Raw genomic sequence first — 12,053 nt, 5'->3', positions numbered from 1 at the left:
AGTGTGCAGTGGAGTTTGAGAAGAATCTTGGTTTTCGACACTGGCCCTACCCTTCGCGGTGGTGGGTAGACTGGTCGTGTCCACTGTTCCCGGCTTGTCCGCCGCGCAGCCAGCCGAAGGATTGCGTGTCCAACTGCTTGCCGCCCACGGCCTCGACGAAGCGTTCGGAGAGGGACTTGCCCGCGCGCACGTGTTCAGTGGTTCCAGCAGCGACGACGGTGCCCTGGTTGATGATCGCCACGTGGTCGCATAGGCCTTCGACCAGTTCCATGACGTGCGAGCTCATGATGACTGTGCCACCCGCGCCGACATAGCGCCGAAGGATCGTGCGGATCACTTCGCCTGAAACGGGATCCACGGCTTCAAAAGGCTCGTCCAGGATGAGCACCTCCGGGCTGTGCAAAAGGGCGCCGGCCAGCAGGATTTTCTTCTTCATACCCGCGGAGTAGTCGGCGATGTACTTCTTTCCAGCATCTTCCAGATCGAGTGCCCGCAGCAGGTCTGCGATACGCTGCTGCAGTTCGTCGCCGGGGATGTCGCGGAGATAGCCAAGATACTCAAGGTATTCCTTGCCGCTGAGGCGCTCGAAAACGGGAAGGCCGTCTACAAGCAGACCATAGCTGCGCTTTGCTGCCAGCACTTCATTATCGGGCTGGGTGTTCTCGGAGTCGCTCCACAATGGGTGGCCAGCGATCCAGGAGTTACCGCCATCAGGGCGAATGATTCCCGTCGCTGCGAGGATGGCGGTGGTTTTACCGGCGCCGTTAGGGCCGACAATTCCGTAGAAGCTGCCTTTGGGCACGGTGAGGCTGAGATTATTTACCGCCACCTTGCCAGGGAAGATTTTATGTAGATTGCGGATGGCTAGCGCTGCGTCGCTGACCTCCGGATTTGAAGTTGTTTGTGAGGGATATGGCTCGTAGGTCATGTTTTTCACACTAACAGCGGCGCATAATGAATGGTGTTAAAGCATTGTCTCTTTTGTCTCGGGTGTACTAGTGCCTTGGAAGTAATCCATTTTTAGGTTGTTAGGCAAGTGCTGTCCGGGTGGCGTGCTATGGTTTTAGGTGACCAGATAGTGAGACAAAGGAGTTCATATAATGAAACTCGCAGTGATTGCCGGCGATGGCATCGGCACCGAAGTAACCGCCGAGGCCCTGAAGGTTCTGCACGCTCTGCGTGACGACGTGGAGACCACCGAATACGACCTCGGCGCCCGCCGCTACCTGCGCAATGGTGAACTCCTGACCGACGCGGACCTGGACTCCCTGCGCGAGCACGACGCTATCCTGCTGGGCGCCATCGGCGACCCGCGCACCGTCCCCGCCGGTGTGCTGGAGCGCGGCCTGCTGCTGCCGCTGCGCTTCAAGTTGGACCACGCGGTGAACCTGCGTCCGTCGAAGCTGTACCCCGGATCTTCCAGCCCGCTGGCCAACCCGGGTGACATTGACTTCGTCGTCGTGCGAGAGGGGACCGAGGGCCTCTACTGTGGCAACGGCGGCACACTGCGCGAAGGAACTGACCACGAGGTGGCGTCCGAAGTATCCCAAAACACCTACTACGGTGTGGAGCGCGTGGTGCGCGACGCGTTCGAGCGCGCGCAGAGCAGGCGTAAGAAGCTGACCTGGGTACACAAGACGAACGTGCTGGTCAACGCTGGTGGCCTGTGGCAGCGCGCCATCGAAACGGTGGGGCAGGAGTACCCCGAGGTTCAGGTCGATTACAACCACATCGACGCGGCGACGATCTACATGGTCACCAAGCCGCACGAATACGACGTGATCGTCACGGACAACCTGTTCGGCGACATCTTGACCGACCTGGCGGGTGCGGTCACGGGCGGTATCGGCCTGGCTGCCTCGGGCAATATTGATCCTTCGCGGAAGAACCCCTCTATGTTCGAGCCGGTGCACGGTTCCGCGCCGGATATCGCGGGCCAGGGGATCGCTGACCCCTGCGCGGCGATCCTGTCGGTGGCGCTGATGCTGCGCCACCTGGGCGACGACGCGAATGCCGAGCGGATCGAGGCCGCCGTGCTGGCGGAGGCGGGTTCGCGCGATGGCGGCCCCGTGAAGACCGCGGAGGTTGGCGACCGCGTGGTCGCGAACCTCAACTAGCGCGCAACGGCGCGCTGCCCGCTGCGCAGCGCTAGCCGTGCCCCCGGCTGCTGCGCGCTCCGGCGACAGTAGCCTTTAGTGGCTACTGGGCGCGCAGCGTCTTCGACCACAGCTCCTTGCCGCGGGTGGTGAACAGGCGGACGGTCAGGTCCTTTGAACCGCCGTCGATGTCCACCTCTCCGAAGTGTTGGAAATCATCCAGCGGCGAGGAGTTTTGCTTATCCTTCGGCGGCGCGTGAACGTACACAACCTCCGGGCCGAAGGTGCCGTCCATCTTGTTCGGGCCGAAGCCGCCGGCGTTCAGCGGGCCAGAGACGAACTCCCAGAACGGCGCGAAGTCCTGGAAGTCCGCACGGTCCGGCGAGTAGTGGTGGGCGGCGGTGTAGTGCACATCGGCGGTCAGCCACACCACATTCCGTACGTCCTTGATGCCACTGAGCACGCGCCCGATCTCCGCCTCGCGGCCGACGGCCTTTCCGCCCGTGCCGTTGGATACACCTTCCTGATCGTCCCCGTCCGGAACCACGATCCCCAGTGGCAGGTCGTTGGCGATGATCTTCCACGTAGCGGTGGATTTCTTCACCCCGTCGATCAGCCATTTTTCCTGCTTGGCTCCCAGGATGTGGCCCGGCTTGGTGGCGGAAGCTCCGCTGTCCGGGTTGCGGTCCTTGTAGCTGCGCATGTCCAGCACGAAGATATCCAGCAGCGAGCCGTAGGAGATCTTGCGGTACACGCGCCCATCCACCGCCATCTTCCGGTCCAGAGGTTGCCACTCGTGGAAAGCCTGGAAACCGCGCTGAGCCAGTAGGTTCACGTCCTTGACCTGGTACTTGTCGTCCTCCAGGATTTCACCTGGGTACCAGTTGTTGGTCGTCTCGTGGTCATCCCACTGCACAAGCTGGGCGACCTGGGAGTTGAACCTCTTGTAGTTTTCGTCCATCAGGTTGTAGGCGTGCTGGCCGCGGAATTCCTCTAGGGTTTCGGCCACCTTGTTCTTGAACGGGCTGGTGAGGTTCTTGAAGATCCGGCCATCGTCCATCTTGTGGTTCGCCTCGATCGGCCCGTCGGCGTAAACCGTATCGCCGGAGTGGATAAACAGGTCCGGGTTGCGATCCGCCATCGTCTTCCAGCAGAACATGCCACCGATGTCTGGGTTGATGCCGTAGCCCTGGCCCGCCACGTCGCCGGACCAGTGCAGGCGGATGCTCTTGCGTGCCTGGTTCGTCGATGGCGCGGTGGTGAAACTGCCGGTCACCGGTTGGGAACGCACGGCGGTGTGTTGATCCTCCATGATCACGCGGTAGTGGATCTTTTGGCCCGGCTGCATGCCGACGAGGCGCAGGCGCCCGGTGCCGTCGCTGTCTGGGGTGAGCATGGCGCCGCGGAAGGTTTTGGTCTTGTGACGCGGAAAGGTCGGGTCCGTCGAAGCTTCGACGACCATGCGCGCCGGTCGATCGACGCGCGCCCATACAAGGCCGCCGTCGGGTCGAACATCGCCGGTAGCGACGCCATGAGTGATCACCGGGCGGGAGCGCTGCAGCCCAAGCGAGCCGATTGCCCCGCTGGAGCCCGCCACGCCAGCAGAGCCTGTCGAGCCCGCCGAGCCCGCTACGCTGCCGGCCTGCGAGCCGAGAGCGTTCGCCACGCCCGTGCCGAGTAGTGCGGCGCCGGTGGCACCTGCGCCGGCTAGGAACGTGCGCCGGGAGGTGCCGCGCGCGCGGGAGCGGGCGCCAGTGGCAATGCTGGGACTGGCGGAGCTGCTGGAGGTGTTGGGATTGTTGGAAGTGTGAGGGTTAACGCTGCGATTCGTCATAGCGGCCAAGCTACGTGTGAAATCTGTCGCAGCCGTGGCAGGGGAATTAACTGCGAGTGACAGGAAAACAAATTCGCGGTGAATGGCCGAGCGGGGGAGGAGGTGGCGTCGATAGTTGTGGGGACCAAGCGACAGACAAGAAAAAGGGACACAACAAGAGGGACCCAAGACCGGTGGGGTAGGGTATGAAAACATGCGTATTGCTCGAATTGCACACCCAGAGGGCATGGCTTTCGCGATCGTCGAGGGGGGCCAGCCGGACGGCACCGGCGCCACCTGCCGCGAGGTTGCCGGCCACCCCTTCGGCCAGCCAGAATTCACCGGAAAATCATGGCCCATCGAGGACGTGCGGCTACTGGCCCCGATCCTGCCGTCGAAGATCATTGCCGTCGGACGCAACTACGCTGACCACGTCGAAGAAGTCTTCGCCAAGAGCGCCGAGCACCTGCCGCCCACGATCTTCCTGAAGCCCCCGACAGCCGTCATCGGACCCGAGGCTCCCATCCGCATCCCCGAGTGGGCAACGCGAGTGGAATTCGAAGGCGAACTGGCGATCGTCATCGGTCGCCCCTGCAAGGATGTCAAGCGTGCCAACTGGAAGGACGTGGTGCTGGGGTTCACCATCGTCAATGACGTTTCCTCCCGCGACCTGCAGTTCCAGGACGGACAATGGGCGCGCGCGAAGGGCCTGGATTCCTTCTGCCCGCTGGGTCCGTGGATCGAAACGGCTGTCGACAGCATCGAGATCGACAACCAGCCAATCAAGGCGCACCTCACGCACGATGGGAAGACGGAAACGAAGCAGGATTCCAACTCCAACCAGATGATCAAGGACATCCCGGAGATCATCGAATGGGTTTCCTCCGCGTTCACGCTGCTGCCGGGCGACGTGATCTGCACCGGCTCGCCCGCCGGAACCGCAGAGATGGTTCCGGGCGACCGCATTGAGGTTGAAATCCCCGGGCTGGGCAAGTTGGCCAACCCAGTGCAGGCCTACGGCAAGTAGCCGGCGGGGCCGCGCCCCCTCGCGCCGAGCCCCGGCCTAAACCTCCCGCAGCGCTGCAGGCACGTTGAGTGCCCGCAGCGCTGTTTGCAGCTTCGCGGAGGTTTCCTCTGCCTCCTTGGTCGGGTTCGAATCGACCACAACTCCGCCGCCCGCCCACGCGCGGGCGGTGTTTTCCTCCACGATGGCGCAGCGGATAGAGACCATGAACTCCCCGTCGCCCTCTGAATCGCACCAGCCCACCGCGCCGGAGTAGAACTCGCGTGGGGACTTCTCCTGGGAAATCACTCCCAACGCATCATCTGTCGGCGTGCCACCAATCGCCGGGGTGGGATGCAGCATCAGCGCCAAATCCAGCGCGGAATACTCGTCGTCCTTCAACGTGCCAGCGATCTGAGTGCCCAGGTGGATCATCTCGTTCGTCTCGTGGATCTCCGGAGTATCGGGGATGTCCAGCTTCTCGCACAATGGCTCCAGCACGCGGCGGTAGTGATCCACCACGAAGCGGTGCTCGCGTAGGTCCTTGGTGGAACTGGCGAGGTCGCGGGCTGTGGCGTCATCAATAGAAAAAACTCCGGTGCGCGGCGCGGAACCGGCCATGGGGAAGGCCGAGACGCGGCGCCCCTCGCGGCGAATCAGCATCTCCGGGGAACTGCCGACGAACATGGCGTTCCGGTACTCGTCGCGGCCGGTGGCCGAAAGGTCCACGGCGAAGCCATCCCGATACGCGGACAGGTCGATCAGTCGGGCGGCGATCAACAGTGGGTCGACCGCCTCGGCGAAGGTGATGTCCACGGCGCGGGCCAGCACGACCTTCTCCAACTGGGTTTGCTGGATCGTGGCGACGGCGGCGGCGACCATGGCGGCGTGTTCCTCCATGGTGGTCTGCGCCTCCACGGATTCGACGACGAGGGAACGGGCGGCATCCTGCCCGCGGAAGAACGCTGGGGGTTCCAGCGGGCCTTCGGCGCGGACGACAGTCTCCGGTTCCATGAGTGCCGCGCGGAGTGAGGTGTCGAAGGGAAAAGCGCCGACAATCAAGTCTGCATCCTTGTTTCGAAGTGCCGTGGAGGCCTCGAAAGGGTCCGGGAACGACGCCTTGCGGCCCTGTGTGCGGATGCTGCGATCTGGGCGGGAAAGCAGGAAATCCGGGGCGGTGGCCGGTCTCTGCTCGTGGGTCATGCGTGCCAGTTTACTGCCCGGGGCTACTCTGTCGCTCCTTGGGCTGGGGTTGGGTGGCGTGCGCGCGGCGGCTGGGGGTGGTCCGCGCGTGGCGCGTGCACGACACAGCGGCCCGATCCGGATTCTGAATTACAACGTCCTGCATGAAAAGATGATGCTTATGAATACAGAATCAAGTGTGCGGCCGGCCGGTTACGCCACCGCGATGAATTACTCCCTCGGGGCGAAGACTGGCGCGGAGGCTCTAGAGGCTGTCGCGAATTCCCCCTTCGACAAGGTGGAGCTGTGGTGGCCGTGGGATACGCCCCACCCGTCCGAGCAGCAGATGCGCCAGCTTGTGGATGCGCTGGCCAAGGGGCGCCCAGAGAATCCCCGCCAACTGGTTGCGCTGAATCTGTGGGCTGGGGATCTGGCTGCTGGCGATCGGGGAGTGTTGCACCTGGTCGGCCCGGAGGAAGGTGCCGACGGTGCTGGCGCGGGCACCGACCCCGACGCTGAATCCGGCGACCCTGCCATCACCGAGGAGCTCATCGAGCACCTGAACGTCATCGAGTACCTGCATCGCCTCACGGGCGTCCGCCGCTTCAACGTGTTGGTTGGCCGCGGCGGTCGCGTGCTACAGCGCCGTCAGGTGCGCGCTTTCGCCGCGGTGGCGAAGCGCCTGGCCCGCTTCGGGGGCATCGCCCTCATTGAGCCTCTTAGCGGCATTGAGAATTACCCTGTGACCAGCATTAAGGAGGCAGCGCCCCTGGTTGTCGCAGGCGGTCGCCTTCTTATTGACGCCTACCACCTCGCCGCTAACGGTGAAGATTGGACTTGGCTCGCCAGCCGGGGAGCGGAGTACGAGCTGTGGCCGGAACATATTCAGATCGCGGACTTCCCAGGCCGCGGTGCGCCGGGGACTGGCGATGCTCCGCTGGAGGAGTGGGTTAACCAGCTGAGGGAGGCAGGGTATGAGGGCGAGGTCGTCCTCGAACACGCCTAACGGGCGTAGCTGAAAGAAAGCTGAAGAAAGTTCACAGGGGTCGGCGTGTTGCGGCACCCGTGAAGTAGTGGTTGCCTCTAGTGTTACGTTTGTGACTCATGTGACTTCTGTGACTTCTGTTAAAGGTGTTAAAACTGGGCGCGCTGCGCGCCTCGTTCTGCTCGTGGCTGTTTCCGTAGCGATGACGCTGGCGATGCTGGCGTCGATGCTGGTCGGCGGCGCGGGCGTTGCCTCCGCCCAGGCGGCTCCCGCACCCAACCCGGCACCAGCCCCCGCACCCGCGGCAGCCCCCGCGCCAGCGCCTAAACCAGCCTCCGCTCCTGCGCCTAAATCAGCCCCCGCTCCGGCTCCTGCACCAGCGCCTAAACCTGCACCGGCTCCGGCTCCTGCACCTGCGCCTAAACCTGCGCCAGCGCCAGCACTGAAGCCGGCACCGGCGGGGAAGTTGGCGTCCACAATAGATAGGGCGAAACCGGGGCAGCCAGAAAACATTGAGTTCCGGCGTCCAGACGGCAGCACCCGCAGTGCAATCGTGAGCGTGACCTCTAACTATGACCCGCATAGGCCCACGCCGGTGCTGCTTGGGTTCGGTGGGCGTGACGATACCCCGGAGAACTACCGCAACTACTCGCGCTTCTCTAACACTGGCGCGGCCAACGAGGCGATCGTGGTTTACCCGCGTGGCATCGACAACGCATGGGAAGGCGCGCCCTACGCGACCAGCCGACGCGGCCAGGATGTGGACTTTGTACGACAAATCGTCAACGAGCTGGGCAAGCGCTTCAACGTTGACCGAAACCGCATCTACGCTGCGGGAATGTCGAACGGCGGCGGGTTTGTGATGAACCTGGCGTGCCAGGCTCCCGACCTGGTGGCTGGCGTGGTGAGCGTTTCCGGAGCCTTCTACAACCCAGTCAACGAAGGCTGCGCGCCGGAATCGGTGCCGACTTTTGTGATCCACGGCCAGCGCGACGAGCTGACCCACTACGACGGAGGCACGCTGCACGATGCGCCGTACTTGCCCGCACCGCACTTGATCCATTCGCGTGCGCTGCGGAATGGATGTGTCCCACAGCCGGTGGTGGAGCAGAAGCCCAACAATGTCACCCAGTTTGGTTACCCGGGATGTCGCGACGAGGCTGTGTTCTGGCGGATCAATGACCAGGGGCACAACTGGCATTTTGCTCCGGATGTTGCCAATGAGGCGTGGAACTTCCTGGCGCGCCAGAACAAGGCACTGCCGGGGGCTGCTAGTTAGTTAGCTGCGCTGGGGCATATGGCAGACCAGCTGCTGTTGCTGAGTTTTTGGCTGACCAGCTGCTGTGCTGGGTATGGCTGACCAGCTGCTGTGACCAGCTGCTGTTGCTGAGTTTTTGGCTGACCAGCTGCTGCGCTGGGTATGGCTGACCAGCTGCTGTTGCTTATGTGACTATTGTGCCTGCTGGTGCTGATGTGTTTAGGATTCGCTCGTTAGCGCGGGTTGTGGGGGTGGCTGCCGGGGTCAAATGTCGCTAGAACGGGAATCTGTTAACGACCCCGGTTTGCATTTACCTAAAAGCGCAGGTCAAAGCGTTGCAAAAAATCCTGGGCGTCCAGCAGGTCCCACAGATTCCCGTTCTAGCGACATTTAGGTGCTCATCGGCGCAGATACAAGTGCCCATCGGCGCAAAAGGCGACGACTAGTGAGGTGTAGGTGCCGTGAAGGTTCTTTGCGGGCGGGGTGGGGCTGTAGGGGTGAGGTGGGTGGGGTGAGGCGGTAGGGGTGAATGTGGCGGGGGGATGCGGCCGGAGGTTGTAGGCAAGGGGAGCGGTCGGGTGCCCTGAGGAAGGGGTGCTATGGCGAGTGAAATACGAGAGATTCCTGGAAAAAGATGTAACTGATGGGGAAGATTCTGCCTCATGGGTCACAGGAGGCTTGCCAGGGGTACACTCGCCTGAATGGTTTTTAAAGGGAAAGTGGGTAATTCCCGCCGCTAGGTGTATGTTTAAGCGGTGCAAAAATCCTTCATGCGTCTAAGCTTTAACGGCTCCGCGGCCCACAGCGTGGCTCACCCCCACGCCGCCACCCACTCCGCTGGCGCCGCCGACTCCATCAGCCGTACTCACTCCGCCCACACTGGTACCGCCACCCACTCCACTGGTCGTACCCACGCCGGTCGCTTCCGCAAGCTCACTCTTTCCCTCGCGGTAGCTCTCGGCCTCGCCACCGGCACTCTAGCCGGCCCGGCCCTGGACACCGCTGCAGGCAACGACTCTGCAACTCCGCAGGCCAGCGCTGCAACCCCAAACAGCCTGGTAGGCAAACTCTCTGGCAGCCTCAGCGGCCTGGCTAGTGGCATGTCCCCGCGTCCGGCGAACAACTACCAGACCTTCAACGTCAACGGTAAGACCCGCACTGCCCTTGTCGACGTCCCAGCCAACTCGGCGAACCGCAAGAAGCCGATCCTCTTCATGTTTGGCGGTCTTGGCCAATCGGCTGCAAGCGCAAAGGACATGTCTCGCTTCAACGCGATCGCTGGCCGCACCGCTATCGTCGTTCACCCGGAGGGCATCGGCCACGCATGGGAAGGCGCGCCGTATTCCAAGACTCGCCGCGGCGAGGATGTTGCCTTTGTCCGCACCATGGTCAAGACCCTCGCTAAGCGTTACAACGTCGACACTAAGCGTATCTACGCGGCTGGCATGTCCAATGGTGGCGGCATGGCGATGAACCTGGCCTGCCAGGCTCCCGATCTGGTCGCTGGTGTTGTGTCTGTTTCTGGTGCTTATTATGACGCCACCATGGACAACTGCAAAGGCCGCAACGTACCGACGATGCTGATCCACGGCACTCACGACAACGTAGTTCGCTACGGCGGCGGTGTCCGTCACGGCATGCACTACTACGGCGCTCGCGCTGCTTTCGACAATGCAGCACGCCGTAACTCCTGCAACATGGGGACTCTGCACGGAACTCAAGCCCACCCTCTGACTAGTGGCTACACCTACAGTGGCTGCCGAGCTTCGACCGTGTTGTGGCGCGCACACATGGGAGGCCACAACTGGAATGCCTACGCTCCGGACGCTCCGACGGCTGCATGGCACTTCCTGTCTCGCCAGCGCCACGCCTAGTCGCACCACCCCTAGCGACCGCGAAGCGCTGAACACGAAAAGGTACAGTTAGAGACCATGAGTGAAGTTAGCGAAGTTCGCGTTCGATTCTGCCCGTCGCCTACCGGCACCCCGCACGTCGGCATGGTCCGCACGGCACTGTTCAACTGGGCTTATGCCCGCCACACCGGCGGCAAGCTCATCTTCCGCATCGAGGATACTGATGCGAAGCGAGACTCCGAAGAGTCCTACCAGGCCATCATCGATTCCCTGAAGTGGCTGAACCTCGGCTGGGACGAGGGGATCGAGGTCGGCGGCCCGCACGAGCCCTACCGCCAGTCCCAGCGCATGGACATCTACGCGGACGTCCTGGAGAAGCTGAAGGAATCCGGCGACGTATACCCGGCCTATTCCACCAACGAGGAAGTCCAGGCCCGCCACAAGGCTGCTGGCCGGGACCCCCAGCTGGGCTACGACAACTACGACCGCGACCTCACTGAAGAGCAGATCGCGCAGTTCAAGGCGGAAGGCCGCGAGCCGGTCTGGCGCCTGCGCATGCCCGACGATCGCATCTACGAATGGCACGACCTGGTCCGCGGCGACATGAGCGTGGACGGCAAGACCGTCCCGGACTTCGTGGTCGCTCGCTCCAACGGCCAGCCGCTGTACACCCTCGTCAACCCGGTGGACGATGCTCTGATGGAGATCACGCACGTCCTGCGAGGCGAAGACCTGCTGCCGTCCACACCGCGACAGATCGCACTCTACGAGGCGCTGGTACGGGTGGGCGTCGCTAAACAGGTACCTACATTCGGCCACCTACCGTTCGTGATGGGCGAGGGCAACAAGAAGCTCTCCAAGCGCGACCCGGAATCCAACCTGTTTAACCACCGCGACAACGGCATCATCCCCGAGGGCATGCTGAACTACCTGTCGCTGCTGGGCTGGTCGCTGTCCGCGGACGAGGATATCTTCACGATGCAGCAGCTCATCGACAACTTTGATGTGGCGGACGTGAAGCCGAACCCTGCGCGTTTCGACCAGAAGAAGCTGGAGGCCATCAACGCCGACCACATCCGCCTGCTCGAGCTGGGCGACTTCACCGAGCGCCTGCGCGCCTACCTGGAGGAGTACAAGGACTTCCCGGCGGACTACCCCGCAGACAAGTTCGCCTTCGCCGCGGAGCTGGTGCAGACGCGCATCAAGACGCTCTCGGACGCTGACGGTCTGCTGCGCTTCCTCATTACTTCTGACGCCGACTTGTCCCTGGATGAGAAGGCCGCGAAGAAGAACCTGAAGGAGGACGCGGTGGAGGTTCTCGAGGTTGCCATCGCGCAGCTGGAGGCCATCGCGGACGGGGAGTTCAAGACTGACGTCATCGAGAATGCGCTGCAGTCGAAGCTGATCGAGGAGATGGAGCTGAAGCCGCGCAAGGCCTACGGTGCCCTGCGCGTAGCCATCAGCGGTGCGGCTGTGTCCCCGCCGCTGTTCGAGTCCATGGAGCTGCTGGGCAAGGAGTCCACGCTGGCGCGCCTGAAGTCCGCCCGCGAGCAGACGCCGTTCGCACCCGCGCAGCAGTAGGTGCAGCAGTAGGCGCTGCGGTAGGCACAGTAGCGCGTGCCGCCCTGCAGGAGGGGGCGGCGTAGTGAGCGTACTATGACCAGAAAATGTGGCTTGAACAGCTGATTTGCTTGTAATTCGCTGTTCTGGTTATAGTATTCACCGTTGCGAACGAGGTTCGCAGTGTTCAACGACCTGGATATCCGGGGAGTAACGCTTGCGGGTTTTGTTCGACGAACGATGGCCTATGGTGTAATTGGCAACACTACGGTTTCTGGTACCGTCATTCTAGGTTCGAGTCCT

At 62.7% G+C, this 12,053-nt stretch carries 9 protein-coding genes; 6 read left to right on the top strand and 3 right to left on the bottom strand.

The genetic code is table 11. The features are described from left to right. Window positions 1-46: 46 nt before the first annotated feature. Window positions 47-928, bottom strand: coding sequence for an ABC transporter ATP-binding protein (locus tag HMPREF2678_RS07290; RefSeq protein ID WP_051879463.1), 882 nt, complete (start codon window positions 926-928; stop codon window positions 47-49). A gap of 172 nt (window positions 929-1,100) precedes the next feature. Between HMPREF2678_RS07290 and HMPREF2678_RS07285 the strand changes: the two genes are divergently transcribed. Next, window positions 1,101-2,117 carry a 3-isopropylmalate dehydrogenase gene (locus tag HMPREF2678_RS07285; RefSeq protein ID WP_034970803.1) on the top strand — a complete coding sequence of 339 codons (1,017 nt, stop codon included), beginning with the start codon at window positions 1,101-1,103 and terminating at the stop codon, window positions 2,115-2,117. 82 nt (window positions 2,118-2,199) lie between these two features. Here HMPREF2678_RS07285 and HMPREF2678_RS07280 read toward each other — a convergent pair whose 3' ends face one another. Continuing rightward, window positions 2,200-3,930 (bottom strand): alkaline phosphatase D family protein, encoded by a 1,731-nt coding sequence (locus tag HMPREF2678_RS07280; RefSeq protein ID WP_210382708.1) that lies wholly within the window; start codon window positions 3,928-3,930, stop codon window positions 2,200-2,202. Window positions 3,931-4,123: 193 nt separating this feature from the next. On the opposite strand from HMPREF2678_RS07280, the gene HMPREF2678_RS07275 reads away from it, so the two are divergent. Continuing rightward, window positions 4,124-4,936 carry a fumarylacetoacetate hydrolase family protein gene (locus HMPREF2678_RS07275; RefSeq protein WP_034973964.1) on the top strand — a complete coding sequence of 271 codons (813 nt, stop codon included), beginning with the start codon at window positions 4,124-4,126 and terminating at the stop codon, window positions 4,934-4,936. A gap of 36 nt (window positions 4,937-4,972) precedes the next feature. Here the strand turns inward: HMPREF2678_RS07275 and HMPREF2678_RS07270 are convergent, their stop codons facing one another. Further along, window positions 4,973-6,115 (bottom strand): isochorismate synthase, encoded by a 1,143-nt coding sequence (locus HMPREF2678_RS07270; RefSeq protein ID WP_070551691.1) that lies wholly within the window; start codon window positions 6,113-6,115, stop codon window positions 4,973-4,975. A gap of 160 nt (window positions 6,116-6,275) precedes the next feature. Here HMPREF2678_RS07270 and HMPREF2678_RS07265 point away from each other — a divergent pair, with 160 nt between their 5' ends. The 4 genes from HMPREF2678_RS07265 to gltX all read left to right on the top strand — a co-directional run bounded on the left by HMPREF2678_RS07265 (window position 6,276) and on the right by gltX (window position 11,771). Beyond that, window positions 6,276-7,100 carry a TIM barrel protein gene (locus HMPREF2678_RS07265; RefSeq protein ID WP_070551787.1) on the top strand — a complete coding sequence of 275 codons (825 nt, stop codon included), beginning with the start codon at window positions 6,276-6,278 and terminating at the stop codon, window positions 7,098-7,100. Between the two features lie 538 nt (window positions 7,101-7,638). Continuing rightward, window positions 7,639-8,358 (top strand): CE1 family esterase, encoded by a 720-nt coding sequence (locus HMPREF2678_RS10225; RefSeq protein ID WP_246817907.1) that lies wholly within the window; start codon window positions 7,639-7,641, stop codon window positions 8,356-8,358. Window positions 8,359-9,107: 749 nt separating this feature from the next. Continuing rightward, a complete protein-coding gene (locus tag HMPREF2678_RS07255; protein ID WP_141747044.1) occupies window positions 9,108-10,211 on the top strand; it encodes a CE1 family esterase in 1,104 nt (367 codons plus the stop codon). Window positions 10,212-10,268: 57 nt separating this feature from the next. Next, window positions 10,269-11,771 carry a glutamate--tRNA ligase gene (gene gltX, locus HMPREF2678_RS07250; protein WP_070551688.1) on the top strand — a complete coding sequence of 501 codons (1,503 nt, stop codon included), beginning with the start codon at window positions 10,269-10,271 and terminating at the stop codon, window positions 11,769-11,771. The last annotated feature ends 282 nt before the right edge of the window (window positions 11,772-12,053 follow it).

The organism is Corynebacterium sp. HMSC058E07, assembly GCF_001809885.1.
Lineage (GTDB): Bacteria > Actinomycetota > Actinomycetes > Mycobacteriales > Mycobacteriaceae > Corynebacterium > Corynebacterium macclintockiae.
Note: the sequence above shows the minus strand (reverse complement) of the source record. Positions and strands in the feature narration are given on the sequence as shown.

What these genes read in the sequence shown, in the direction of transcription:
- HMPREF2678_RS07290 (WP_051879463.1), bottom strand. Translation starts at nt 928, where the DNA reads ATGACCTACGAGCCATATCCCTCACAAACAACTTCAAATCCGGAGGTC.
- HMPREF2678_RS07285 (WP_034970803.1), top strand. Translation starts at nt 1,101, where the DNA reads ATGAAACTCGCAGTGATTGCCGGCGATGGCATCGGCACCGAAGTAACC.
- HMPREF2678_RS07280 (WP_210382708.1), bottom strand. Translation starts at nt 3,930, where the DNA reads ATGACGAATCGCAGCGTTAACCCTCACACTTCCAACAATCCCAACACC.
- HMPREF2678_RS07275 (WP_034973964.1), top strand. Translation starts at nt 4,124, where the DNA reads ATGCGTATTGCTCGAATTGCACACCCAGAGGGCATGGCTTTCGCGATC.
- HMPREF2678_RS07270 (WP_070551691.1), bottom strand. Translation starts at nt 6,115, where the DNA reads ATGACCCACGAGCAGAGACCGGCCACCGCCCCGGATTTCCTGCTTTCC.
- HMPREF2678_RS07265 (WP_070551787.1), top strand. Translation starts at nt 6,276, where the DNA reads ATGAATACAGAATCAAGTGTGCGGCCGGCCGGTTACGCCACCGCGATG.
- HMPREF2678_RS07255 (WP_141747044.1), top strand. Translation starts at nt 9,108, where the DNA reads ATGCGTCTAAGCTTTAACGGCTCCGCGGCCCACAGCGTGGCTCACCCC.
- gltX (WP_070551688.1), top strand. Translation starts at nt 10,269, where the DNA reads ATGAGTGAAGTTAGCGAAGTTCGCGTTCGATTCTGCCCGTCGCCTACC.